Consider the following 26,124-nt stretch of genomic DNA (forward strand, 5'->3'; position numbering starts at 1 on the left):
ACGTTACGTTTATATTAAGAGCCCGTATCAGGGTCTGGCAATGCCTTTATCTTAACTAAAAAAGATGTTCATGCGCTCCTCTTTACTTACTCGCTTCGCGGGGGTCTTCCTGTTTCTTGGTGCCCTAAGCCCCGCTTACGCCCAGGTTACCCCACCACCAGCCGCAGATACCACCAGAAAATATGAGAACCCCAGCGGCGTATCCTCGTCGGTGAAGGCCCCCTTTTTCAAGAGCAAACTATTTAAAGCCGTGGCGATTCCAGCTGTGCTGCTGACCTACGGCGCGATTACCGCGCAGGGCGATGCGGGCATCAACCACAGTGAGCGGACGTTCGTCCAGAAGCAATTCCGGCCCGTCAGCACTGGTTTCGATAACACGCTGATTATCGCACCTTATTTTGAGTTGGGGGCCGTAGCCCTGGCCGGCGTGCAATCGCGCAACGACCGCATCAACGTGCTGCTTATCATTGCCAAGGGCGAGGCCATCATGCTGGCCACCACGTTTGGCGTGAAGTTCCTGCGCGGTGAGCCCCGGCCTGATGGTTCGGATAACCTGTCGTTCCCGTCGGGCCACACGGCGCAGGCCTTTCTGGCGGCCAGCATCGTGCACACCGAGTTTCGGGATAAAAGCCAGTGGTACGGCGTGGGTGCCTACACCATCGCAACCAGCGTGGCCGCCCTGCGCATGATTAATGACAAGCACTGGCAGAGCGACGTGGTGGCTGGGGCGGGCTTCGGCATTCTGTCCGCCCACTTGGCCTACCTCAGCCATCGCAACCGCTGGGGCCGCAAGCCCATTGGCCGCGACGTGAGCATGTCTCCCACCTACTTCGGCAATGGCACGCCGGGCATGACAATTAGCTGGCGGCCAAGCAAATAAGGCCCACCGCGACAAACCAAAAATCCCGCTGACTGCGTACCGTCAGCGGGATTTTACTATTTAAAATGCTTTTAACGCAGTACTTTCCAATTGCACCACCGATATTGCTGCCATTTGCCACTTTTCCACCTTCATCAATTCATTGTATGAAAAAAATCGTACTTTATTTTTGCATCACACTCGCAAGCAGTGCCTTGGCTGCTACTAACGCCCAGGCCCAGCAGGCCGTATCCAACGGCGCCATGGAAACCTGGACTACCCGCAACGGCGGCGATGCCCCCGACCTGTGGCGCACCACCGATGATGTGCTGCAGACCCAGCTGCCGGGCTTTCCGCCCACCATCTCGGTCATCAAATCCACCACTCCGCATGCCGGCAGCTTCGCGGCTCAGCTCACCAGCCAGAACACGTTTGCGGGCGCCGTGCCCGGCTTTATGGTGCTGGGAGCCGGTTTGGGCAATGTTTCCAACGTTGATTCCCTCGTGCAGCTGGGCGGCCTGCCCTATACCTCGCGCCCGGCCCGGATGCAGTTTTACTACCGGTTTGCCGGCACCATCGCCACTCCCGACGACCGGCCGCTGGCCCGGGTGATGCTCACCAAAACCACCGGCGGCGTGCGGCAGGTAGTGGCAACCGGCCGCCTGTACCTAACCGCGGCGGCGGCGTACACGCTGGCCGACTTGCCGCTGCGCTATCGGCTCGGGGTTGCCCCCGATTCTATTCACATAGCATTCGGCTCGGGCGACTTTGACGGCGGCTCTTTCTCCGTGGGCAACACGCTCCTGGTCGACGATATTGCCATGACCGGAACCGCAGCCGCTACCCGCGATGCCCAGCTGCAGGCCGCCGTGAGCGCCTACCCAAACCCCAGCGCCTCCGGCCTGTTCACCCTGGCCGGCCCGCAAGACCCCACCCTGCCGGCCGCGCCCTTCACCGTGACCGATGCCCTCGGCCGGGTGGTGCTCCAGCAGGCCGCCCAGCCCGCCAGCGGGCCTGCCGGCCGCATCATTGATTTGCGGCCGCAGCCGGCCGGGCTGTACGTACTGCGCCTTGATACCTCGCGGGGTCAGATTATCAAGCAATTGCAAATCAACTAGCTGCTGTACATTCAGTAACTCATCTATTCAGCTGCCCTTCGCGCTGGTGCCGTTATTCGGGTGCCGGGCGAGGGGCCGCTTTTTTACTGGTTTTACGTGCGCTTCGGCCACTGGCTTTACCGGCCTTCCACCCACACCGGCACGGCCGAAAGGGCGGCATTGCCCGTCAGCTCATCGAGCCGGGCATCGTCCGTCAGGTCGTTGATGCTGGCGCCGGCGTGGGCCTTGGCCACGTCCAGCTGCGTGCCGGGGCGGTGGTGGCCGTAGCCGTGGGGCATGCTGGCCACGCCGGGCATCACGCTGGGCGTAATTTCTACGGGCAGCTCTACCGCGCCCACCCGGGAGCGGATGCGCACCGTCTGGCCGTCGGTGAGGTGGCGGGCGGCGGCATCTTCGGGGTGCAGCTGCAGGGTGCAGCGGTTGCGGCCTTTGATGAGGCGCGGCAGATTATGCATCCAGGAATTGTTCGAACGCAGCTCGCGGCGGCTGATGAGCAGCAGCTGGTCAGGGGCCGCCACGGGCGCCGCGGCCAGCACGCGCCGGGCCCGGCCGAGGTCGGCGAGGAAGAGCGGTGCGGCGAGGTTGATGCGTTGGTTGGCAGTGCGCAGGGCGGCGGGCAGGCGTGGCTGCAACGGGCCGAGGTCGATGCCGTGCGGGTTCTCGCGCAGTTGCGCCAGCGAGAGGCCGGCTTTGCCGTAAGCACCGTCGCGTAAGCCGAGGTCAAGCTTGGTTTCGGGGTTTTCGAGCGGCGGGGCGGTGGCTGGCTCATACCCGTCGCCGGCTTCGAGGCGCTGACGCAGCCCTTCGAAAATCTCCCAGTCGTAACGGGCCGCCGGGCCTTTGTCGAACAGCGGCTCCGAGTAGCGGCTGGTGTTCCGGATGGCCAGTGCGTGGAAACTGACGTCGTAATGCGCCGTCTCCAGACCAGTGGCGGGCGGCAGAATATAATGCGCGTGGCGGGTGGTTTCGTTGAGGTAAATGTCAATCGAAACCATGAAATCCAGGCTGGACAGGGCAGTCTCCAGCTGCGCGCCATTGGGCGTGGAGAGCACCGGATTGCCGCAGCTCGTGACCAGCGCGCGCAGCTGCCCCTCGCCCGGCGTGAGGATTTCCTCGGCCAGGCAGGCCACCGGCAGCTCGCCCATGAACTCCGGTGCCTGGCGCACGCGGCTGCGGTACCGGTCGTAGCGGCTATAAATCCCCGGCTTGCCCAGAATGTCCAGCGCGGGCGTGGCAAACATGTAGCCGCCCGGCTCATCCAGGTGCCCGGCGAGCAGGTTCAGGGCATTTATCAGCCACAGGCACAGCCCGCCAAACTCCTGCACCGACACCCCTACCCGCCCGTAAATCACCCCTTGCCCGGCCGCCGCCAGCTCCCGCGCCAGCGTGCGAATCGCCCCTGCTTCAATGCCCGTGATGGTGCTGACGTGCTCCGGCGTGAACTCCGCCACGGCCGCGCCCAGCTCCGCAATGCCATCGGTAAACCCGGCCAGGCGGCCCGGATTTACCAGGTTTTCGGCGTATAAAACCTGCGTCATGGCCAGCAGCAGGAACACGTCGGTGCCGGGCCGGATAAAGTGGTGGGCATCGGCGCGGGCGGCGGTTTCGGTGCGGCGCGGGTCGATGACCACCACCTTCCCGCCGCGGGCCTGAATGGCTTTCAGGCGGTTGGCCACGTCGGGCGCGGTCATCAGGCTGCCATTGGAAACCAATGGGTTACCGCCAAATATCAGCCAGTGGTTGGTGCGGTCGAGGTCCGGCACGGGTAGCAGCAGCGGGTGGCCGTAGAGCTGCCAGGCGGCAAAATGGTGCGGCAGCTGGTCGACTGATGAGGCCGAAAACAGGCTGCGCGAGCCCAGCGCCCGCAGGAAGCCCGGCGCGGCCAGCTGCGTGCCGGAGTTGTGCACGCTGGGATTGCCGGCGTACCAGGCGGTGGCGTGCGGGCCGTGCTGGTCGCGCTGCTGGCGCAGGCGGGCGGCCACTTCGTCGAGGGCCGTGTCCCAGTCAATTTCCTGCCAGCCGGTGGCGGTGCGCTTCAGGGGGCGGCGCAGGCGGTTGGGGTCCTCGTAGATATCCCTGAGGCCCACGGCTTTGGGGCAGATGTGGCCCCGGCTGAACGGGTCCTGCGCATCGCCGGTGATGCTGAGCACCTGGCCGTTTTCGTGTTTGATTTCGAGGCCGCAAATGGCTTCGCAAAGGTTGCAGGCACGGTAGTGGGTTTCGACGGACATGGGTGGGACTGGCTTGTAGCGTGGACTCTGCGAGGCCGCGCGTGGTGGGGACCGCAGGAAGGATGGCAAGGCAAAGAACGTCATGCTCAGAGAACGGCCATGCCGGGCACGGCCGGGGCACCTCGCGGGCAGGAGTAATCAAAACTGTTTTCACGATTGGGTCACTGTTGCACGCGGGATGCTTCGGCTCCGCGGACGCCAGATGAAGCAGGACGTTCTTTTTGTTTTACCGAACGCAACGTTACTTGGCTTCGCCTGTCTTTTTGATTAAGATTTGTGCCCATCTTTACGAATCTGCTTTTTCTATTTCCGAAACACTACCCTCCTTTGAAACGACGCGACTTTGTGGGACTGACCGGCCTGGCGGCCGGCGCCCTGTTTCTGCCCAGCTTCCCCAGCCTGGGCGGCACGCCGGTGGACCCCGCCCGCCTCCTGGAACCGGGCCTCGACCCTGCCGCTAAAAAGCGCCTCGCCGACGCGGCCCTGAACGCGGCCAAAACCGCTGGCGCCAGCTACGCCGACGTCCGCATCGGCCGCTACCTCAACCAAAGCATTTTCACCCGCGAGAAGCAGGTGCAGAACATTGCCAGCGGCGAGAGTTTTGGGGCCGGGGTGCGGGTGCTGGCCAACGGCACCTGGGGCTTTGCTGCCACCAACACCGTGACGGAAGCCGGCCTGGCCAAAGCCGCCCAGCTGGCCGTGGCCATTGCCAAAGCCAACTCGAAAGTGCAGAAGGAAAAGGTGCAGCTGGCCCCGCAAAAAGGCTTTGGCGAGGTGAGCTGGAAAACGCCCATCCAGCAGAATGCCTTCGAAGTGCCCATTGCGCAGAAAGTGGAATTGCTGCTGGCCACCAACGCCCGGGCAACGGATAATGGCGCGAGCTTCGTCAATTCCTCGCTCTTCCAAATCAATGAGCAGAAGTACTTTGCCAGCACCGACGGCTCGTACATCAACCAGGACGTGCACCGCATCTGGCCCACGTTTTCGGTCACGGCCATCGACCGGGCCAGCGGAAAATTCCGCACCCGCGATGCGCTGAGTGCGCCCATGGGGCTGGGCTACGAGTACCTCACGCCCCAGGCCGCCGACAAGATTCAGGGCGCCGCCGGCACCGGCCTCATTGGCTATCGCAACAGCTACGACATGGTGGCAGACGCCACGCTGGCTGCCAAGCAGGTGAAAGAAAAGCTGACCGCCAAGTCGGTCACGGCTGGCAAATACGACCTCGTGCTCGACCCCAACCACCTGGGCCTGACCATCCACGAAAGCGTGGGCCACCCGCTGGAGCTGGACCGCGTGCTGGGCTACGAAGCCAACTACGCCGGCACTTCGTTCGCCACCCTGGAGTGGAAAGCCAGGCAGATTCCCTACGGCTCGAAGCTGGTGAACATCGTGGCCGACAAGCTACAGCCCGGCTCGCTGGGCGCGGTCGGCTACGATGATGAGGGCGTGAAGGCCAAGCGCTGGGACCTGATTAAGGACGGCGTATTGGTTAATTACGAGAAGATTCGCGACCAGGCCCACATCGTCGGCCAAACCGAATCGGACGGCTGCTGCTACGCCGATTCCTGGGATTCGGTGCAGTTCCAGCGCATGCCCAACGTGAGCCTCCAGCCTGGCAAAGCCAAACTGAACGTGGATGAGCTGATAAAAGGCGTGGACAAAGGCATTTACATTGCCGGGCGTGGCTCCTATTCCATTGACCAGCAGCGCTACAACTTCCAGTTCGGCGGGCAGGTGTTCTACGCCATCGAGAAAGGCAAAATCACCGAGATGCTGGAAGACGTGGCCTACCAGGCCAACACCCAGGAATTCTGGAACTCCTGCGCCGCAATTTGCGACGAATCGGACTACCGCCTGTTCGGGTCATTTTTCGATGGCAAGGGCCAGCCTTCGCAGGTTTCGGCCGTGAGCCACGGCTCGTCCACCTCGCGCTTTAATGGCGTGAACGTGATTAACACGGCCCGCAAAATCGGGTAGGAACGCGCCATGGCGCGTTCGGCGGCCGCGCACCTACGGGTCGGCGCCATTTTTCAACGATTGAACGCGCCTTGGCGCGTTCCTACATCCCCATCAACTTCAATGGCCATTCTCTCCCAAGACGAAGCCCAGACCATCCTCAAGAAAGTCCTCAGCTTCGGCACCGCCGATGAGTGCGAGGCGACCCTGAACGGCAGCACCGGCGGCAACGTGCGCTCGGCCCGCAACTCCATCAGCACGGCCGGCGCGGCGGAGAATGTGTCGCTGGCCGTGCAGTCGCGCTTTGGCAAGCGCAGCGGCTTGGCGACGTGCAACGAGTTTGACGAAGCCAGCCTGCGCCGCTGCGTGCAGCGGGCCGAGGAAATCGCCCGCCTCGCGCCGGAGAGTCCGGAGTACGTGCCGCTGCTCGGGCCACAGACGTACCTGGCGTCACCGGGCTCGTTTGCGGCGCGCACGGCAGGTATTACGCCCGATTATCGGGCCGAGCAAATTGGGGCCAGCATGGCTTTGTGCGAGGCGAAGAAACTCAGCTCCGCCGGCTTTTTCAACGACTCGGCGGGCTTCGTGGCCAAGCGTAATTCCAAGGGGCTGGAGGCGTACCAGCAGCTCAGCAGCGTGGATTTTTCCATCACGGTGCGCACGGCCGACGGCACCGGCTCGGGCTACGCCATTGCCAACTACACCTATTTGGCGAAGTTCGATGCGGCCCGCCTCACCCGCGTGGCGGCCGATAAGGCGGCTTCGTCGGTGAATGCCAAGGCCATTGAGCCGGGCAAATACACCGTAATTCTGGAGCCGGCGGCGGCTATCGACTTGCTCAACAACATGATGGGGGCCATGGACGCACGCAACGCCGACGAAGGCCGCAGCTTCCTCAGCAAAAAAGGCGGCGGCAACCGCAAGGGCGAAAAGGTCTTCGACGAGCGGGTCACCATCTACTCCGACCCCACCCACCCCGACGTGCCCGACCTGACCTTTGCCGGCGACGGCCGGCCGCAGCAGAAAACCACCTGGGTAGAAAAAGGCATCGTTAAAAACCTCTACACCTCGCGCTTCTGGGCGCAGAAATCCGGCGTGCCCGACATTCCGCCGCCCGGCGGCTGGATTATGGCCGGCGGCACCCAAAGCACGGCCGAGCTCATCAAGGGCACGGCCAAGGGCATCCTGGTGACGCGCCTCTATTACATTCGGGCGGTGGACCCGCAGACGCTGCTCTACACCGGCCTCACGCGGGATGGCACGTTTTACATTGAGAACGGGCAGATTAAATTTCCGGTGAAAAACTTCCGCTTCAACGAAAGCCCGGTCATCATGCTCAACAACCTGGAGGCGCTGGGCAAGCCCGTGCGGCTGAATGGCAGCCTGGTGCCCCCGCTCAAAATCCGGGATTTCACCTTCACCAGCTTGTCGGACGCGGTGTAGCGCGGACTTTGTAGTCCGCGTCTGAACTGCCCTTTTGCCTCCCTCTTCAAACTATCAACACGCGGACTACAAAGTCCGCGCTACATTCCACTTATGAAAAGACGCGACTTTGTAGGACTGACCGGCCTGGCGGCCGGGGCCCTCTTTCTCCCCAGCCTGCCGGGTTTCGGCGGCACCCTCGTGGACCCTGCCCGCCTGCTGGAACCCGGCGCCGACACGACCATAAAAAAGCGCCTAGCCGATGCCGGCCTCAACGCGGCCAAGGCGGCCGGGGCCAGCTACGCCGACGTGCGCATCGGCCGCTACCTCAACCAGGGCGTTTTCACCCGGGAGAAACAGGTGCAGAACATTGCCAGCACCGAGAGCTATGGCGTGGGCATCCGCGTGATTGCCAACGGCACCTGGGGCTTTGCGTCCACCAACAATGTGAGCGAAGCCGGCATTGCCAAAGCCGCCCAACTGGCCGTGCAAATCGCCAAGGCCAACTCGAAAGTGCAGAAGGAAAAGGTGCAGCTGGCCCCGCAAAAAGGCTACGGCGAAGTGAGCTGGAAAGCCCCCATTCAGCAGAATGCGTTTGAGGTGCCCATTAAGGACAAGGTGGATTTGCTGCTGGGCGTTAACGCCAAGGCGCTCGATTTGGGCGTGTCGTTCATCAATTCGGTGCTGTTTCAGGTGAACGAGCAGAAGTATTTTGCCAGCACCGACGGCTCGTATATCGACCAGGACGTGCACCGGATTTACCCCACGTTTTCGGTCACGGCCATCGACCGGGCCAGCGGCAAGTTCCGCTCGCGGCAGGCCCTGAGCTCGCCCGTAGGCATGGGCTACGAGTACCTCATGCCCAAAGCCGCCGACAAAGTGGCCGGCCCCACCGGCTCCGACATCATCGGCTACAAGTACAGCTACGACATGCTGGAAGACGTGGCCTCGGCGGCCAAGCAAGTAAAGCAAAAGCTGACCGCCAAATCGGTGACGCCCGGCAAGTACGACCTCGTGCTCGACCCGCACCACCTGGGCCTGACCATTCACGAATCCGTTGGCCACCCGCTGGAGCTGGACCGCGTGCTCGGCTACGAGGCCAATTTCGCCGGTACATCGTTCGCCACGCTGGAGTGGAAGGCCAAAAATATTCCCTACGGCTCGAAAGCGGTGAACATCGTGGCCGACAAGACGCAAGTGGGCACGCTGGGCGCGGTGGGCTACGACGACGAGGGCGTGAAAACCCGCCGCTGGGACCTCATCAAGGAAGGCCGGCTGGTGGATTACGAGAAAATTCGCGACCAGGCGCACGTCGTGGGCCAGGACCATTCGGATGGCTGCTGCTACTCGCAGTCGTGGCAGGACGTGCAATTTCAGCGCATGCCCAACGTGAGCCTCCAGCCCGGCACCGCCAAGCTGAGCGTGGATGAGCTGGTGAAGGGCGTGGACAAGGGCATTTACATCGCCGGCAACGGCTCGTTCTCCATCGACCAGCAGCGCTACAACTTCCAGTTCGGCGGGCAGGTGTTCTACGCCATCGAGAAAGGCAAAATCACCGAGATGCTGGAAGACGTGGCCTACCAGGCCAACACCCAGGAATTCTGGAACTCCTGCGCCGCCGTGTGCGACGAGTCGGACTACCGGTTTTTTGGGGCTTTCAACGACGGCAAGGGCCAGCCCTCGCAAAGCTCGGCCGTAAGCCACGGGTCGAGCACGTCGCGGTTCAACGGCGTGAATGTGATTAACACGGCCCGGAAAATCGGCTGATTGTCACCTCACCCCCGGCCCCTCTCCCGCGGAGAGGGGAGCCTGACGATTTCCGTCCAGAGCAAGACCGGTGCCCCCTCTCCATGGGAGAGGGGGTCAGGGGGTGAGGTTGGCGCCAGAATATCAACTACTAATCATCAACCTCATGGCCATTCTCACCAAAGACGAAGCCCAAACGATACTCAAAAAGGTCCTCAGCTTCAGCACCGCCGACGAGTGCGACGCCACGCTGAACGGCAACACCGGCGGTAACGTGCGCTCGGCGCGCAACTCCATCAGCACGGCCGGCGCCTCCGATAACATCTCCCTGGCCGTGGAAAGCCGCTTCGGCAAGCGCAGCGGCATCGCCACCTGCAACGAGTTCGACGACGCTACCCTGCGCCGCTGCGTGCAGCGGGCCGAGGAAATTGCCCGCCTCGCGCCGGAAAGCCCCGAATATATGCCGCTGCTCGGACCGCAGCAGTACCTCGATGGCAGCCACTCCTACGCGGCGGCTACGGCCGGCATCACGCCCGATTACCGGGCCGCCCAAATCGGGGCCAGCATGGCGCTGTGCGACCAGAAGAAACTCAGCTCGGCGGGCTACCTCGACGACTCGCACGGCTTCGTGGCCAAGCGCAATTCCAAGGGGCTGGAGGCGTACCAACAGGTGTCGAACGTTACGTTTAGCGTGACGGTGCGTACGCCGGACGGGTCCGGTTCGGGCTACGCCTCGGGCGATTACGTGGATGCCACCAAGATGGACGCGGCGCGCTTCACGAAAATAGCCGCCGACAAAGCTGCTTCCTCAATGAAAGCGCGCGCCATTGAGCCGGGCAAATACACCGTCATCCTGGAGCCCAACGCACTGCTGTCCAACGTAGATACCTCGCTGATTGGCGCCCTCATGCAAAGCCTCGACGCGCGCAACGCCGACGAGGGCCGCAGCTTCCTCAGCAAAAAAGGCGGCGGCAACCGCAAGGGCGAAAAGATGTTTGATGAACGGGTCACCATCTACTCCGACCCGCTGAACCCGGAAATCAGCGACCTCACCTTCAGCGGCGACGGCCGGCCCCAGCAGCGCACCACCTGGATTGAAAAGGGCGTGGTGAAGAACCTGTATTCCTCCCGTTTCTGGGCCCAGAAAGCCGGCATTCCCGACCTGCCGCGCCCCAACGGCTGGATTATGGAAGGCGGCACCCAAAGCACGGCCGACCTCATCAAGGGCACGGCCAAAGGCATTCTGGTGACGCGCCTCTGGTACATCCGCCCCGTCGACCCGCAGACGCTGCTCTTCACCGGCCTCACGCGGGATGGCACGTTTTACATTGAGAATGGCGTGATTAAATTCCCGGTGAAAAACTTCCGCTTCAACGAAAGCCCGGTCATTATGCTGAATAACCTGGAAGCCATCGGCAAGCCCGTGCGCCTGAACGGCAACCTCGTGCCCCCGCTCAAAATCCGGGATTTCACGTTTACCAGTTTGTCGGACGCGGTGTAGCGCGGACTTTGTAGTCCGCGTCTGAACTGCCTTTTAGCCTCCCTTTTCAACCCCTCAACTCGCGGACTACAAAGTCCGCGCTACATTCCACTTATGAAAAGACGCGACTTTGTGGGGCTGACCGGCCTTGCCGCCGGAGCCCTGTTTCTGCCGAGCCTGCCGGGCTTCGGCCACACGCCCGTAGACCCCGCCCGCCTGCTGGAGCCGGGCGCCGACGTCATCATAAAAAAGCGGCTGGCCGACGCGGCCCTGAACGCCGCAAAAACCGCTGGGGCCGACTACGCCGACGTGCGCATCGGCCGCTCGCTGAACCAGTACGTCTTTACCCGCGAGAAGCAGGTGCAGAACATCGTGAGCACCGAGAGCTACGGCGTGGGTATCCGGGTGCTGGTGCAGGGCTGCTGGGGCTTCGCCTCCACGAGCGTCGTGACCGAGGCCAACCTGGCCGCCACCGCCCGCGAAGCCGTGAGCATCGCCAAGGCGAATAAGCTGGTGATGAAGGAACCCGTGCAGCTGGCTGCCCAAACTGGCTACGGCGAGGTGAGCTGGAAAACGCCCATTCAGCAAAGTGCTTTTGAGGTGCCCATCAAGCAGAAAGTGGATTTGCTGCTGGCCGCCAACGCCGCCGCCCTCGACGCCGGGGCCAATTACATCAATTCGGCCCTGTTCCAGGTGAACGAGCAGAAGTACTTCGCCAGCACCGACGGCTCTTATATTGACCAGGACGTGCACCGGCTCTGGCCCACGTTTTCGGCCACGGCCGTTGATACGAAGTCGGGCAAGTTCCGTTCGCGGGAGGCGTTGAGCGCACCGGTAGGGCTGGGTTTTGAATACCTCACGCCCAACGCGGCGGAGCAGGTGCGCGGCCCGCAGGGCACCGATACCGTCGGCTACAAGCTGCGCTACGACATGCTGGCCGATGCGGCGCTGGCCGGCAAGCAGGCCAAGGCCAAGCTGAGCATGAAATCGGTGACGCCCGGCAAGTACGATTTGGTGCTCGACCCCGGGCACCTGGGCCTGACCATTCACGAGTCCGTCGGCCACCCCACCGAGCTCGACCGCGTGCTGGGCTACGAGGCCAACTACGCCGGCACTTCGTTTGCCACGCTGGAATGGAAGGCCAAAAACCTGCCCTACGGCTCGAAGGCCGTGAACATCGTGGCCGACAAGCTCCAGCCCGGCTCGGTGGGCAACGTGGGTTACGACGACGAGGGCGTGAAAACCCGCGAGTGGGACCTCATCAAGGAAGGCAAGCTGGTGAACTACCAGAAAATCAGGGACCAGGCGCACATCGTGGGTCAGAAGGAGTCGGATGGCTGCGCCTACGCGCAGTCGTGGGAAGACGTGCAGTTCCAGCGCATGCCCAACGTGAGCCTGCGCCCCGGCACCGCCAAAATGAGCCCCGACGAGATGGTAAAAGGCGTGGATAAGGGCATCTACATTGCCGGCGCGGGCTCGTTCTCCATCGACCAGCAGCGCTTCAACTTCCAGTTTGGCGGGCAGCTGTTTTTCGCCATCGAGAAGGGCAAAATCACGGAGCCGCTGGAGGACGTGGCCTACCAGTCGAACACCCAGGAGTTCTGGGGCGCCTGCGCAGGCTCGTGCGACCAGTCGGACTACCGCCTGTTCGGCACTTTCTTCGACGGCAAGGGCCAGCCGGCCCAGGTGTCGTCGGTGAGCCACGGCTCGGCCACCACGCGCTTCAACGGCGTGAACGTCATCAACACGGCCCGGAAAGTTGGCTGATGTGCTGATTATCTGATTTACTGACGTGCCGCTTCTATAAGTATGGAGTCGCTCAGCCATCAGCCAATCAAAATCATGCTTTAAAATCAGCACCTCAACACCTCAAAAAATCAGCACCTCAACCCATGGCCATTCTCTCCAAAGACGAAGCTCAAACCTTGCTCAAGAAAGTATTGAGCTACAGTACGGCCGATGAGTGCGAAGCCTCCTTGCGGGGCCGCACCAGCGGCAACATCCGCTACGCCCGCAACAGCGTGAGCACGGCCGGCTCGCAAAACTCCGTGTCGCTGGCTGTGGAGTCGCGTTTCGGCAAGCGCAGCGGCATCGCCACCTGCAACGAGTTCGACGAAACCACCCTGCGCCGCTGCGTGCAGCGGGCCGAGGAAATTGCGCACCTCGCCCCTGAAAGCCCGGAATACGTGGCCCTGCTCGGCCCGCAAACCTATCTGAGCCCGCCTTCCACGGCCACTACCCTGCTCACGGCCATCACCCGCGCCCAGGCCGCCGCCGATAGCATGACCCTGTGCGCCGCCAAGAACCTGACTGCCGCCGGCTTCCTCGATGGCGGCACCAGCTTCGTGGCCAAGCGCAACTCCAAAGGCCTCGAAGCCTACCAGCAGTCCACCAACACCGACTTTTCGGTGACGGTGCGCACCGCCGACGGCCGCGGCTCCGGCTACGCCATTGCCGACGTGACGGACCCCGCCAAGCTCAACGCCAAAGCCCTCACCCAACGCGCCGCCGACAAGGCGCTCAGCTCGGTGAATGCCAAGGCCATCGAGCCCGGCAAATACACCGTGATTCTGGAGCCGGCCGCCCTGATGGCCGGCGACGACCTCTCGCTCCTCGGCGGGATGATTTTTGGGATGGGTGCCCGCGAGGCCGACGAAGGCCGCAGCTTCCTGAGCAAAAAAGGCGGCGGCAACCGCAAGGGTGAAAAGCTGTTCGATGAGCGGATAACCATCTACTCGGACCCCATGAATGCCGAGGCCCCCGGCAATGCCTTCGATGGCGACGGCCTGCCCACCAAACGCCAGACCTGGATTGAGAAAGGCGTGGTCAAAGACCTGTTTTACACCCGCTTCTGGGCCGAAAAAAGCAAGTTGCCCGCCACCGCTTTCCCCAACGGTTTCATCATGGCCGGCGGCACCCAAAGCACGACTGAGCTCATCAAAGGCACTGCCAAAGGCATCCTAGTCACGCGCCTCTGGTACATCCGCGAAGTCGACCCGCAGACGCTGCTCTACACCGGCCTCACGCGCGACGGCACGTTTTACATTGAAAATGGGGTCATCAAATTCCCCATCAAAAACCTGCGCTTCAACGAAAGCCCGATTATTATGCTGAATAATATTGAGGCGATTGGGAGGCCCCAGCGGCTGGCGGGCTGCATGGTTCCGCCCCTGAAAATCCGGGACTTCACGTTCACGAGTCTGTCGGATGCGATTTAGAAAGTAGCGTGGACTCTGCGAGTCCGCGAGCGAGCACCGCGAGCATTCGGAACCTTGCCGTTTGACCACCGCTAATTGCTCGCTACGCTCGCTCGCGGACTCGCAGAGTCCACGCTACTGCTACTTCTTCCCGCCAAACTGCAGAGCCGCGTACACCTGAAAAACGCGGTTTTGCAGCCGGGGGTCGTTGATGCCGGACAGGTTCTTGGCGTCGTTGATATCGTTGAGGCCGGCCACCAGGCGGCCACCCAGGGAGAAGCCGCTGGCCAGTTTCAGGCCCACGCCACCTACCACACTGAAATCGCTGCTCTTGAAGTTGCTGCTGGTTGTGCGGGACTGATTGCCATACGCGGGCGTGCCATCGGCCGCGAAACCGACCTGCACCTGGCCCGACTGGTTGGCGCTGAGCAATATCCCGTATTGCGGGCCGGCTTCCAGAAACACCGGGCCCAGGGTGAGCTTGGCCAGAATGGGCACCGTGAAGTAATGCAGTTCCGTGTCGTAGTTGGTGAAGGCCGATTTCAGGTTGCCGCCGGCTACCGAATACTGGACCTCGGGCTGAATGGAAAGCGGCCCCAGGATATTGGCCTGGTAAAAGATTCCGACGTGATAAAATGCTTTATAGGAGGCACTTTCGCCGTCGCGGCCGGTCATTTCCGCCACGTTCAGCCCGCCCTTGATGCCGAACTGCGCCTGCGCGAGCGGCGTAAGGAACAAACTCAGAAACCCGATAATCAGGAGCTTTTTCATAAGACAGGAAGGAAATATAGTGTTGGGACTGAACTAGGCTGGTCTGGGGTTTCGGCAGTAGCTTAGGCCGCTACGGCCCCATTGGAAGCCGCTGTTGCAATAACTACACGAATGACCGGGTGAAAAGTTGCGCCCGGCTGTTAGCTCCGATGCTCAGGCCCAACCCGGGTTTAAGCACCGCGAGGCAACGAAAAAGCAACTCGTTTATTTTTCGTCCGACTATCATCCCGGTGCCCGGCTGGCCCGCGCCCCGTTTTCTCCCGCTTCTATCCCGATACCTGTGCCCGCTGCCCCTTTCACTTTTGTGCGCCTGAAATATCACTCCGGCGACTGGGACGCGGTGGACGAGCGCATGCCCGCCAACCTGCTGCACTCGCTGGTGCAGTACACCAAAGTCCCCATCGACCCCAAGGAAAAAGTGGTGGCCCTGGACAGCCCGGAGCTGTTCAACTACCCGTTCTGCTACCTTTCGGGGCACCGGCTGGTGCAGTTTTCCAGCCCTGAGAGACAGAACTTTATCCAGTACGTGCGCAACGGCGGCTTCGTGTTTGTGGATGACTGCAACCACGACATCGACGGCCTCTTCGCTCGCTCGTTTGAGGAGCAGATGCGCCAATGCTTCGGCGCGGGTACGCTAAAGAAAATCCCCAAAACCCACCCCATCTACTCCCAGTTCTTCACCTTCAAGGACGGCCCGCCCAACACCGGCTTCGAGCTGAACGGCTGGGGCGACGACCTCGTGCACGACTACCTGAAAGCCGTGGAAATCAAGGGCCGCATCGGCGTGCTGTACTCCAACAAAGACTACGGCTGCGAGTGGGACTACGACTTCCGCAACAAGCGCTTTTTGGCAGAGGATAACACGAAGTTTGGGGTGAATATTTTGCTGTATGCGCTGACATGATTTAGTTGTTAGTTGCTCGTTGTCAGTTGTTAGGCCCAGAGCTTGCAGCAGACTCCTAACAACTGACAACGAGCAACTAACAACTAAAGAATGACCGAACAAGAAGTAAACGCCCTCCTCGCCAAGCTGCCGGTCCTGAAAGCCGAAATCGCCAAGGTTATTGTGGGCCAGGAAACCGTGCTCGATGAAGTGCTGGTGGCCCTGCTGGCCGGCGGCCACGCTCTGCTCGAAGGCGTGCCCGGCCTGGCCAAAACGCTGCTGGTCCGCACCCTGGCTGCTGCCACCGATTTGCCCTTCCGCCGCATCCAGTTCACGCCGGATTTGATGCCGACCGACATCCTCGGCACCGAGGTGTTGGAGGAGGACCACGGCACCGGCCACCGCTCGTTCAAGTTCAACCCCGGCCCCATTTTCGCTAGCCTGGTGCTGGCCGACGAAATCAACCGGACGCCGCCCAAAACTCAGGCCGCCCTGCTCGAAGCCATGCAGGAAGGCCACGTCACCTACGCCGGCCTGGAGCACGCGCTGCCCAAGCCCTTCTTCCTGCTGGCCACCCAAAACCCCATCGAGCAAAGCGGCACCTACCCCCTGCCCGAGGCCCAGCTCGACCGGTTTTTGCTGTACGTGCGCATCGGCTATCCCACGGCGGCTGAGGAGTTGGCGGTGTTGCGCGGCACCACCGGCGCGGCGGGCCAGGCCGTGCAGCCGGTGCTGGGCGGGGCCGATATCCGCGCCCTGCAGGCACTGGTGCGGCAGGTGAGTTTGAGTCCCGAGTTGATGGATTTCGTGAACCGGCTGGTGCGGGCCACGCGCCCGGCTACCTCGGAGGTGAAGTTTATCAAGGACTACGGGCGCTGGGGCGCGGGGCCGCGGGCCGGGCAGGCGCTGATATTATGCGCTAAGGCCAGGGCCTTACTACACGGCCGCTTCGCCGCCACGCTGGAGGATATCCGCACGCTGGCGCCGCCGGTGCTGCGGCACCGGGTGTTGCTGAATTTCAACGCCGAAGCAGAAAACCTTACGGCCGACGATGCCGTGGTGGAGCTGCTGAAAGCGGTGGCAGTGTAGCGCAGACTTTCAGTCCGCGAGCACCTTACCTTTTTTATCGTTGGATTCGCGGACTAAAAGTCCGCGCTACTTATGCTCACCCCCGAACTCCTGCACGGCTTGCGCAACTTGTCCCTCGCCGCCCGGCAAGCGGCCAAGGGCTTCCTGAATGGCGCGCACGCCAGCCGGCGGCACGGCGCGGGCATGGAGTTCAGCCAGTACCGCCCCTACCAGCCCGGCGACGACCTGCGCCGCCTCGACTGGCGCCTGGCCGCCCGCTCCGACCGCTACTACCTGCGCGAATCCGAAATTGACACCAGCCTGACGGTGCACCTGCTGCTCGACGCCAGCGCCAGCATGAACCACCGCGACGACAACGGCCTCACCAAGCTCGACTACGCCCGGCTGCTGCTGGCCGCGCTGGCCTACCTCGCCACCCAGCAGGGCGATGCCGTGGGCCTGACCATTCTCGGCCCTGCCGGCCTTGCCCACCTGCCGCCCCGCGCCGACGCCCGCCAGCTCCCGCGCCTCTACCACGCCCTTGAAACGGCCGAGGCCGCCGGCCGCTTTCCCAGCGCCGCCACGCTGGCCCCGCTCACCGCCCGGCGGCAGCGCGCCCTCACCGTGTGCGTGAGCGATTTGTATGAGGAGGAAGCCGAAATCAACACGCTGCTCACCCGCCTGCGCGCCACAAGCGGCGACGTGCTGCTACTGCATCTGGTAGCGCATAATGAACTCACATTCAGTTACCAAGGCCCGGTTACTTTCAGGGAATTAGAAACTGGACAAACCCTGCAAATCGATGCCGACCAGCAGCGCCCGGCTTACCAGCAACAGCTTCAGCAGTGGCTGCGCGACACTGCCCAAACCGCCCGCCGCCAGGGCTTCGACTACCACCAGCTGGATACTTCGCAGCCGCTGGACGAGGCTGTTCGGGAGTTCTTACGCCGGCGTAATTCGTCGGGATAATTTGAGCCAAGCCGCGACTCAACCCTGCGCCTCTCGGCAGCAAATGACGTCCCTGCTACCTCAGTTCCTCCAAACTGCAAAGAGTTGCCACACGACAATCCTCGAGTTCCTTAGGCCGTCCCAGCATCGTTTCCGAATCTATTTCCTAACGTTATTCTGATTCCACTATCCGTTGTTTACGCTGCTTAATCCTGCCGCATTACTGGCCCTGCTGGGCTTGCTGGTGCCGGTAGCCATTCATCTCTGGAACCGCCGGCCGGGCCGCGAGGTAGCCGTGGGCAGCCTGCGCTGGCTGACTGCGGGTGCCAACCGCCGCCTGCGCAGCCTGAAGCCGGAGCAGCTCTGGCTGCTGCTGCTGCGGGCCGCCCTGCTGGTGGTGCTGGCGGTGGCGGTGGCCGGGCCGGTGTGGCGCACGGCGCAGCTCACCAGCCGGGGCGTGGTCCTGCTGAGCCCCGAAGTAGCTGCCAATTCTGCTTTCGCGACGCTGCGGCCCACCATCGATTCGTTGCGCCGCCGGGGCTACGCTTTGCGCTGGCTATTGCCAACGTTTCCGGTCGTACCAGCCCGGCAGTGGCGAACAAGCTCGCTCGAAGCGCCGCGGATGGGGGTTCCGGGCCGACGGGTGTCATTGCCAACGACGGAAAGCTTCTTGTGGGCGCGGGTGCAGCAGGCGGCCGGCGTGTTTACAGGCCAGCCGCTGTACGTGGTGGCTTCCGCCCAGCTGTCCCATTTGCGCGGCCCGCACCCGCCGCTGCCCACGCAAGCGCCGATAACCTGGCAGCTATTGCCTCCCCCGCCCACCGCGTGGCTGGAAAATGCCGTGGCCGTGGCCGATAGCCTGCACCTGTTGGTGGGGCAGAGCGATGAAAACCACACCATCTTTCGGCAGGTGACCATGCTTCGGCCGCCAGCTGCACATTTAATCGACATTGCCGGCCTGCCGGATTTGCGCTACGAGCTAGCCAGCGGCGATGGCTTGCAACTTAATCCAGTCGCCAAGCCCGACGCTGCCCGCGAGATGCACGAGGCAATGCACGAGGCAATTCGCGTTGCCACCGCGCCGTTGCGCGTGGCCGTGTTCGCTGGCCCCGGCTATGCCGAGGATGCCCGATACCTGCGGGCGGCCCTACGCGCCGCGGCCCTGGGACTGCCCGTACCGTTGGAACTGACGGCTGCCGGCACGTCGCCCACGGCCACGAGTCTCGATTGGTTGTTCTGGCTATCCGACGCCCCGCTGCCGGCCGCCTGGGGGGCCGCGGCAGCCTCTAAAGGCGTGCGGGTGTGGCAGGAAGCCAGTGGCGCGGGCACGGCCGACACCACCTTTTTAGCCCCCCAACCGGGAAATACCGCGCTTGTCCGGCTCTACCGGCGCGACCTGGCAACTGTTTCAGAGGCGGAGTCGCAGTGGACCGATATTCTCGGCCGCCCGGTGCTGAGCCGGCGATTTGCGCGCTCGGGTATTTTCTACCGGCTGCACACGCGGCTGCTGCCCACCTGGAGCGAGCTGGCCGACAGCCCCGCTTTGCCCGGCCTGCTGCTACACCTGTTGCGGGCCGAACCCGCATCGGGTGTTACTGACCGGCGCAGCCTCGACCCGGCCCAGCTACTGCCCGCCCGCCCGACGCCTGGCCCGGCTGTTTTCCCACCGCAACCAGCCTTCCGCTTCACGGATTTACGGCCGGGGCTGGTGCTGCTGGCCGGGCTGTTATTCATCATGGAACGCCTGCTGGCCCGCCGCCGGGAAGCGCCGTCCTTGCCTTCTACCCCATGAGCCAGGTCCTCGAATCTTCGCCCACCGCCGCTGTAGCGCAGGCCCGGCAGCTACTGCGCAAGGTAGCGCACGCCCATGCCGGCCGCCAGGCCGCAGCAGTGCTGCTGCCCGTTATCGCCGGGGCGGTGCTGCTGGCGGCCGGGGGCCGGCACTGGCCCGTAGCGCTGCCAGGATTGATAGTTGCGGCTGTGGTGGGGGTTGTGGTGTTGTGGTTCCTGCTCGGCCCATTGCGGGAAGTAGGTGCGGCTAGCGTAGTCCCCCGGCTCGACCGGCGCTTTATCGAGCTGGAAGACAGCACGGGGCTGCTGCTCCGAAATCCGGAAGACCTGAACCTGCTGGAGCAGCTCCAGCAGCAGCGCGTGGCCCGGCGGCTAGCCGGGCTACGGGCCGCCGACACCCTCACCCTGCCTGTAGATTTCCGGAAGGCAGCGTGGCTGGCGGGAGGATTACTGGCCGCCAGCGCGGCGCTGTGGTGGTGGCCACAGGCACCAGCAGCGGCCAAGCCTGCGGGCGTGGCGGTTCGTTTTTCTCCATCGGCCAGGCCCGCCGCACCCGGCCGGCCAGTGCCGTCCCGCATCACCGAAACCCAGTTGCTGGTGACGCCCCCGGCCTACACGCATCAATCGGCTTTCGCGCCCAAGCAGGCTTCGTTTCAGTGCCCGCAGGGGGCGCGGGTGCGGTGGCAGGTGCGCGTGAGCGGGGCCAACCGGCAGGTGCCAGAGCTGGAATTGGGCCAGCGGCAGCGGCGCTTGCAGCCAGTGGCCGGGCAGGCCGGGACTTTTTTTATTGAGCAAAATCTGAACGCCTCCACGCTTTACCGGCTGCGGTTCGCGGGTACGGTTTCGGATGATTACGCCATTGATGTGCGGGCCGACCAGGCACCGGTGGTGCGCATCATCACGCCGAAGCCCTACACCATGGTGAATGCCATTGGCCAACGGCCCGAGGTGCCGATTCGCGCCACGGTGCGGGATGATTACGGCCTGAGCCGGGCCGAGCTGGTCATCACCGTGGCGCAGGGCCAGGGCGAGGCGGTGAAATTCCGGGAGGTGCGGCGCGATTTGAGCGCGGGCCGGGGCGGTAATTCCCCCCAGGCCAGCCTCACCAGCCAGCTAAACCTGCCGAAGCTGGGCCTGACGTACGGCGACGAGCTGTACTTCTATATTTCGGCCAGCGACAATAACGGCCACAGCACCCGCACCGATTCCTACCTCGTGCAGTGGCAGGATACGGCCGTGGCCGATAGCGCCCCCGACATGGGCATGGGCGTGAAAGTGGCCCCCGCCTACTTCCGCAGCGAGCGCCAGATTATCATCGACACCGAAAAGCTCATCGCCGAAAAGGCCAGGCTGGACGCCGCCACCGTGGCCAGCCGGGCCAACGCCCTCGGCTTCGACCAGCAGACGCTGCGCCTGCGCTACGGCAAGTTTATGGGCGAGGAAGCCGAAGCCGGCATCGGGGCCACGGCCGTTCATTCGCCCATCGCGGAGGATGAGGATGCCCCCGCCGCGCCCACCGCCGAAGCCCCGGCCGAGGACGACCACGACCACGCCGCCCCGCCCACTTCATCCGCCAAAGCCTCGCCCACCGCCGAAACCGACGCGCTGATGGAGCCCTACATCCACAAGCACGACGACGCCGAAACGGCTGACTTCCTGGAGCCCGCCGTGAAGGCCAAGCTCCGCGCCGTGCTCGACCAGATGTGGGCCGCCGAGCTGCGCCTGCGCACCGGCCAGCTCAAAGATGCCCTGCCCTACGAGTACCGCGCCCTGCGCCTGCTGAAGCAAGTGCAGCAGCAAACCCGGGCCTTCGTCAAGAAAGCCGGTTTCACCCCGCCGCCCATGCCCGAGGCCACCCTGCGCCTCACCGGCGAGCTGGCCGGGGCCGCCGTGCCCCATCGCCAGCAAACGCTGCCCGCGCCCGTTACCCAGCCCGCCGTGCGGGCCGCCCTCCACTGGTTGGCGGCGTCGGAAAACGGCCTGCCTACCCGCCCCGCCGATGCCGCGCTGCTCGACCAGGCCGGCAGCATGCTGGCCGGCGCGGCCCTGGAGCGGCCGGGGGTGTACCTGCCGGCGCTGCGGGCCCTGCGGCAGCTGGTGGCCGACGTGCACGCCGGCCGCCCCGCCTGCGCCGCCTGCCGCCCGCCCGTGGCCCGCGCCCTCACCGATTTGCTGGCGGCCCCCGCCCCCACGCCGGCCACCCCGCCGGCCCCCGACCGATTGGCGCGGCGCTATTTTCAGGAGTTAAGCCGCTAGAATTTTGCCCGTACTACTTCCCAATCCCACTCTTTATTACGGCCTGCTGGCTTTTTGCTTGGCCCTTGGCCTCGGGCTGATATTTACGGCCTGGCGGCGGCCCCGCATCCGGCAGCGCGGGGCGCGGGTGCTGGCCGGTGCGGTGGCCGCCGCCGCGCTGTGGCTGATGGCTTTTCCACCCATGCGCCACCTGCCAGCGGCGCGAGCCGAAGCCATTCTGCTCACCGAAGGCTACCCGTCCGACACGCTGCGGGGGCTGCTGCGCCGGCTCGGCGCGGGCACGCCAGTCTGGGCGTATGGCGACTTTGCGCCACCCGTCAAAACTCGCACGCTAGCCAGCCTGCTCAGCCTGGCCGAGCAGCGGCCGGCCCTGCGGCGCCTGCACATCATCGGCCATGGCCTGGCGGCCGCGGAGCTGCCCATCCTGCGCGGGTTGCCGGTGCAGCTGCACGCGGGGGCGGCCTTCGCGGGGTTCCAAACCGCGTTCTGGCCGGCCAGCCTGCCCTTGGGGCAGGCGCTGCGCGTGGAAGGCGCGGTGGCCGCCGCCGGGGGCGCGGCGCCGGTTTGGGTGAGCCTGCGGGCGGCGGGCACCGGGCGCGACTCTGTTCTGTTGCCGACCGGCGGAGGCCAGTTTCGCCTGCAATACCAGCCCAAAGCCGCCGGGCTGGTCCTCTATGAGCTGCGGTTGCGCCGGGCAGGCCAGCCGCTGGTGGCGGAGCCGGTGCCCGTGGAAATCACGCAGCCCCCGCTGCCGGCCGTGCTGCTGCTCACGGCCTCGCCCTCGTTCGAATTCAAGTTCCTGAAAAACTACCTCGCCGAAGCGCATTACCCGGTGGCCCTGCGCACCAGCGTGAGCCGGGGCCTGGTGCAAACCGATTTCGTGAATCAGCCCACGCGGGTTCTCGACCGCCTCACGCCCGCGCTGCTGGGCCAGTATTCCCTCGTTGTTGCCGATGCGGGCACTTTGGCCACGCTTACCAGCAGCGAAAGCCAAGCCCTGCAAACGGCGGTGAGCGCCGGCCGCCTCGGCCTCATCACCCTGGCCGAGGCCGCGCCCCTGCCCCGAACTGCCCCCGCCCGCGCCGACTTCACGGTGCTGCCCCGGGCCGCCGCGCCCGCCGCCCAGCTGGCCCTCACCTGGCCCGATGCGCCCGGCGAGGCCCGCGCCGCCCTGCCGGCCCAGCTGCAACTGCGGCCCACAATCCGGCCCCTCGTCACTGGCCCCAACCAAGCCGTGGTAGTGGCCGGCCGGCGCGTGGGGCTGGGCTTTGCGGTAGTGTCGGTGGTGCCCGAAACCTTCCGCTGGGGGCTGCAAGGGCACCCAGCCGTGTACGCCTCCTTCTGGAACCGGCTGCTGACGGCCGCCGCTCCCCCGGCCCCGGCGGAGGCCACCTGGCGGGAGGGTTCGCGCTGGCCCCGGCCCTTTCAGCCGCTCACGCTGCACCTGGAAGCGGCTTTCCCCGCCACCCCGCCCACGGTGGCCCCGCTGGCGGGCGGCCCCGCCATCCGCCTGGCCCTGCGCCAGGATACCCGCCTGCCGGAGTGGAGCACGGCGCAGTACTGGCCCGGCGCAGCGGGGTGGCAGCAGGTGCGCGGGCCGGGCCGCGCCACCCACCATTTCTACGTGTACCCGCCGACGGCCTGGCTGGGACCGGAATTGCAGGAACGGGTGCTGGCGGCGCAACGGACCACGTCCTTGCCAACCGCCGCAATTTCAGCCACCCCGGATACTACCACCGAACCGTGGCCGGTGGGCTGGTTCTTCGGCCTGTTTCTGCTGGCGGCCGGGTACCTGTGGCTGGAAGAGAAGCTCTGAGCCACCAAGGAGGCCCCGTTGCGGTCGCAAGATGGACCCCGGGATTTCTCGGAGTATCGGCGCTGACACCATTTCTGAGGCTGTGTTGGCGGATGTAGCGCGGACTTTGTAGTCCGCGTCCCCGTGCCGTTCGGGTTTTCGTTGGAGACGCGGACTACAGAGTCCGCGCTACATCTGGCGGCGCTATTTGTGGGCTTCACCCGCGCCCTTTTGCCAGGCGGGGTAGTCTTTGGCCAGGAGGGCGGCGGGCCAGGTGCCAGCGTAGAGGTAGCCGGCGCGGCGCTCGTTTTCGATTTCGCTGAGCTGGTAATGCACCTGGCTGTCGCGGCCCACGTAGATGGGCCGGTCGGTGCCCAGCTCGTAAAACCGGGCCCAGATGGTGGTGCCGGGCTGGGGCACGATGACGCGGTCGCGGCCGGTTTTTTCCTGCGGCGCGGCAACTTCCCGGAGCGCGTAGCCGGTCATTTTCACCCTCTCAAACCACGCCACAGCTCCTTCGATGGCGGCTTTTACTTCCGCCGAAGGCTGCTCCGTATCCATCAGAAAGCGGACGATGCCCACCGATTCTTCGCCGCTGAGCGAGGGCAGCTCGAAGGCTCGGGCCTTGGCGGGGAGCAGGCTCACGTCGTCGTACTGGGCGCACCAGGCAGTGGGACGGCCGTGCTCCACCACCTGCGTTTTGAGGATGCACTCGATGCCGCGGGCCACGGCCGGCTTGGCCAGCGCCACCAAATCGGGGTCCACGATAGCAAACTGGTCCTGCTGGCGGGCCACGTTGCGCAGCACGGTCAGGGCCCGAATCATGGCGTCGTCGTTGTAGGTTATTTCGCGCCGGTAGCCGCTCAGGTCGGGGTAAAACTGGGGGAAGCCGCCGTTGGGGTACTGCATTTTCAGCAGGTAGCGGATGCCGTTTTCGGCCCCTTTGCGATAGGCCGGGTTGTTGGTTTTCTGGAAAGCCTGCACCAGGTAGTTGATTTCGCGGGTTGTGGCATCGTTGTCGATGGTGGCATCGTTCTGGTTCTTGCTGTCGAGCAGGCCGGCGCGGGCCCCGGCGCTGAGGCGGGCGGCGTAGTTCACCTTCACCTCGCCCAGGGCCTTGGGCCAGCCGCCCACGGCGCGCTGGTAGAGCAGCATTTTCTCGGCAATGGTGTCGACCTGCGCGGCGAGCGCGGGCGGCGCGGCGCGCACGGCCCCGGTCAGCGGGTTCCAGAGCCCGCCGAAGGTCCAGGCGGCGGTGAGGTCCCTGGGTTTCGGGGCGCCCTCGGCGGTGCTCAGGTTGTCGTGCATCCAGGCGTAGTCGCCGCCGGCGCGGTGGCAGCCGGCGTAGTACACGCGCCGCCCCCACTGCTTGGCCCCCGGCCCCGATACGGCGTGGTAGATGTCGGCATCGGCCATGTTCGCCGGGAACTGGCAGTCGACCAGATAAAACTGCGCCTCCCGATGAAACCGGCCCAGCTTGAAGCCGTCGTCGCCGGTGAAGGTGCAGTTGCGCAGCACCGTTTTCGAGTCGCGGTTGCCCGAGCCGTCGTGCCAGATGGCGGCCTCCTTGCTGTGGCAGATGAAGCGGCAATTCTCGGCGTAGGCCCAGCCGCGCGGGCAGTAGAAGTCCACGCCGCCCTCCATCGTGCAGTCCTTGAAGTAGTAGGCGCCGGCCTCCGTGTCCCAGGGGCTCACGGTGTCGCCGCCCAGGGCCCGGAACGTGCAGTGCCGCACAATGAGCCGGGTGGCGCCGGGCAGGGCACGCAGGGCCATCTGGTGGCCGGTTTTGCTCACCGTTTTCTTGCCCGTGGGCGCGGTGGGGCAATCAATCGTCACCTCGCCCGTCGCATCAAACCCGTAGCTGTTGATGACGCTGAGGTTTTCGAGGGTGATGTCGGGGCTGTTGCGCAGGTTGAGGGTGGCCACGCCCCAGTCGCCGGCCCCCGCGCCGGGGCCGCACGCCCACAGGTCGCGGGCCTGCGGAAAGGTGAGGACAACGCCGGTTTCGCTCTGCCCCTTCAGTACCAGATTGGCCTTGCCGTCGATGAAGACTTTCTCGCGATAAGTGCCATTCTTGATGAACACCGTGCGCGGCCTGGCCGCAGTGGCGGGCAGGCTATTAATGGCTTCCTGGATGGTGCGGAAGTTGCCGGAACCGTCGGGCGCTACGGTCACGGTTTGGGCGCGGGCCGGGCGCAGGCAGAGGCCCAGGAGCAGAAGTAGTGCCAGCCCCAGCAGGCGCAGCGCGGATAGTTTCATTGGAAAGAGAGGAATTAGTGTAGCGATTGTAGCGCGGACTTTGTAGTCCGCGTCCCCGCGCCGTTTCAACGATTGCTAACGGCGCGGGGACGCGGACTGCAAAGTCCGCGCTGCACTGGTTTAGCTCAGGAAATCATCGCGGCGGGGCGTGAAGGCGTCCACCAGCACGCCCGCTTCGGTGCACACCACGCCGTGCCAGGCCAGCGGCGGCACGTAGCAGCTGTCGCCCACTTGCAGGGTGCGGGTTTCCTCGCCGATGGTGTACTCAAACGCGCCGCTTTCCACGTAGCTCAGCTGGGCGTGCGGGTGCTGGTGGCGGGCCCCCACGCTGCCGGTTTCGA

General features: G+C 64.4%; 18 protein-coding genes. 14 read left to right on the forward strand and 4 right to left on the reverse strand.

What is annotated here, in order from left to right; genetic code table 11:
• The first annotated feature begins 250 nt into the window (after positions 1-250).
• Together J4G38_RS29035 and J4G38_RS21840 are read left to right on the forward strand one after the other, a co-directional pair.
• The gene (locus tag J4G38_RS29035) at positions 251-880 is read left to right on the forward strand and encodes a phosphatase PAP2 family protein (protein ID WP_210517065.1); all 630 of its coding nucleotides are present in this window, start codon (positions 251-253) and stop codon (positions 878-880) included.
• Positions 881-1,026: 146 nt separating this feature from the next.
• Positions 1,027-1,977: a T9SS type A sorting domain-containing protein gene (locus J4G38_RS21840; protein WP_210517067.1), complete on the forward strand. Its 951-nt coding sequence runs from the start codon at positions 1,027-1,029 to the stop codon at positions 1,975-1,977.
• 116 nt (positions 1,978-2,093) lie between these two features.
• Here J4G38_RS21840 and J4G38_RS21845 read toward each other — a convergent pair whose 3' ends face one another.
• Positions 2,094-4,208 carry a molybdopterin oxidoreductase family protein gene (locus tag J4G38_RS21845; RefSeq protein ID WP_210517068.1) on the reverse strand — a complete coding sequence of 705 codons (2,115 nt, stop codon included), beginning with the start codon at positions 4,206-4,208 and terminating at the stop codon, positions 2,094-2,096.
• Between the two features lie 327 nt (positions 4,209-4,535).
• On the opposite strand from J4G38_RS21845, the gene J4G38_RS21850 reads away from it, so the two are divergent.
• From J4G38_RS21850 to J4G38_RS21875, 6 genes are all read left to right on the forward strand, one after another.
• Complete coding sequence (locus J4G38_RS21850; RefSeq protein WP_210517070.1) at positions 4,536-6,188, forward strand: TldD/PmbA family protein; 1,653 nt, start codon at positions 4,536-4,538, stop codon at positions 6,186-6,188.
• Positions 6,189-6,290: 102 nt separating this feature from the next.
• On the forward strand, positions 6,291-7,610 hold the full coding sequence (locus J4G38_RS21855; protein ID WP_210517071.1) for a TldD/PmbA family protein: 1,320 nt from the start codon (positions 6,291-6,293) through the stop codon (positions 7,608-7,610).
• Between the two features lie 93 nt (positions 7,611-7,703).
• The gene (locus tag J4G38_RS21860; protein ID WP_210517073.1) at positions 7,704-9,356 is read left to right on the forward strand and encodes a TldD/PmbA family protein; all 1,653 of its coding nucleotides are present in this window, start codon (positions 7,704-7,706) and stop codon (positions 9,354-9,356) included.
• Between the two features lie 145 nt (positions 9,357-9,501).
• A complete protein-coding gene (locus J4G38_RS21865) occupies positions 9,502-10,836 on the forward strand; it encodes a TldD/PmbA family protein (protein WP_210517075.1) in 1,335 nt (444 codons plus the stop codon).
• Positions 10,837-10,929: 93 nt separating this feature from the next.
• A complete protein-coding gene (locus tag J4G38_RS21870) occupies positions 10,930-12,582 on the forward strand; it encodes a TldD/PmbA family protein (protein WP_210517076.1) in 1,653 nt (550 codons plus the stop codon).
• Positions 12,583-12,707: 125 nt separating this feature from the next.
• Positions 12,708-14,033 carry a TldD/PmbA family protein gene (locus J4G38_RS21875; protein ID WP_210517078.1) on the forward strand — a complete coding sequence of 442 codons (1,326 nt, stop codon included), beginning with the start codon at positions 12,708-12,710 and terminating at the stop codon, positions 14,031-14,033.
• Between the two features lie 120 nt (positions 14,034-14,153).
• Here J4G38_RS21875 and J4G38_RS21880 read toward each other — a convergent pair whose 3' ends face one another.
• Entirely contained in the window at positions 14,154-14,783 is a 630-nt protein-coding gene (locus J4G38_RS21880; RefSeq protein ID WP_210517080.1) for a porin family protein, read from the reverse strand.
• 280 nt (positions 14,784-15,063) lie between these two features.
• On the opposite strand from J4G38_RS21880, the gene J4G38_RS21885 reads away from it, so the two are divergent.
• The 6 genes from J4G38_RS21885 (at position 15,064) to J4G38_RS28765 (ending at position 23,545) form a co-directional block, all read left to right on the forward strand.
• The gene (locus J4G38_RS21885; protein WP_210517081.1) at positions 15,064-15,687 is read left to right on the forward strand and encodes a DUF4159 domain-containing protein; all 624 of its coding nucleotides are present in this window, start codon (positions 15,064-15,066) and stop codon (positions 15,685-15,687) included.
• 90 nt (positions 15,688-15,777) lie between these two features.
• Complete coding sequence (locus tag J4G38_RS21890) at positions 15,778-16,755, forward strand: AAA family ATPase (protein WP_210517083.1); 978 nt, start codon at positions 15,778-15,780, stop codon at positions 16,753-16,755.
• 72 nt (positions 16,756-16,827) lie between these two features.
• On the forward strand, positions 16,828-17,703 hold the full coding sequence (locus J4G38_RS21895; protein ID WP_210517084.1) for a DUF58 domain-containing protein: 876 nt from the start codon (positions 16,828-16,830) through the stop codon (positions 17,701-17,703).
• Positions 17,704-17,875: 172 nt separating this feature from the next.
• Positions 17,876-19,474, forward strand: a complete 1,599-nt coding sequence (locus J4G38_RS21900) for a BatA domain-containing protein (RefSeq protein WP_210517086.1) — start codon at positions 17,876-17,878, stop codon at positions 19,472-19,474.
• A complete protein-coding gene (locus J4G38_RS21905; protein WP_210517088.1) occupies positions 19,471-21,729 on the forward strand; it encodes a hypothetical protein in 2,259 nt (752 codons plus the stop codon). Before J4G38_RS21900 ends, J4G38_RS21905 begins: the two co-directional genes overlap by 4 nt.
• Positions 21,730-21,733: 4 nt before the next feature.
• Positions 21,734-23,545, forward strand: a complete 1,812-nt coding sequence (locus tag J4G38_RS28765; protein WP_210517090.1) for a hypothetical protein — start codon at positions 21,734-21,736, stop codon at positions 23,543-23,545.
• 183 nt (positions 23,546-23,728) lie between these two features.
• On the opposite strand, the gene pelA is transcribed toward J4G38_RS28765, so the two are convergent.
• Together pelA and J4G38_RS21920 are read right to left on the reverse strand one after the other, a co-directional pair.
• The gene (pelA, locus tag J4G38_RS21915; RefSeq protein WP_226163659.1) at positions 23,729-25,783 is read right to left on the reverse strand and encodes a pectate lyase; all 2,055 of its coding nucleotides are present in this window, start codon (positions 25,781-25,783) and stop codon (positions 23,729-23,731) included.
• A 120-nt stretch (positions 25,784-25,903) separates the two neighbouring features.
• Positions 25,904-26,124: cupin domain-containing protein (locus J4G38_RS21920; RefSeq protein ID WP_226163660.1), on the reverse strand; the 221-nt coding region annotated here is incomplete at its 5' end.

The sequence above is a fragment of the Hymenobacter terricola genome (assembly GCF_017921975.2).
GTDB lineage: Bacteria > Bacteroidota > Bacteroidia > Cytophagales > Hymenobacteraceae > Hymenobacter > Hymenobacter terricola.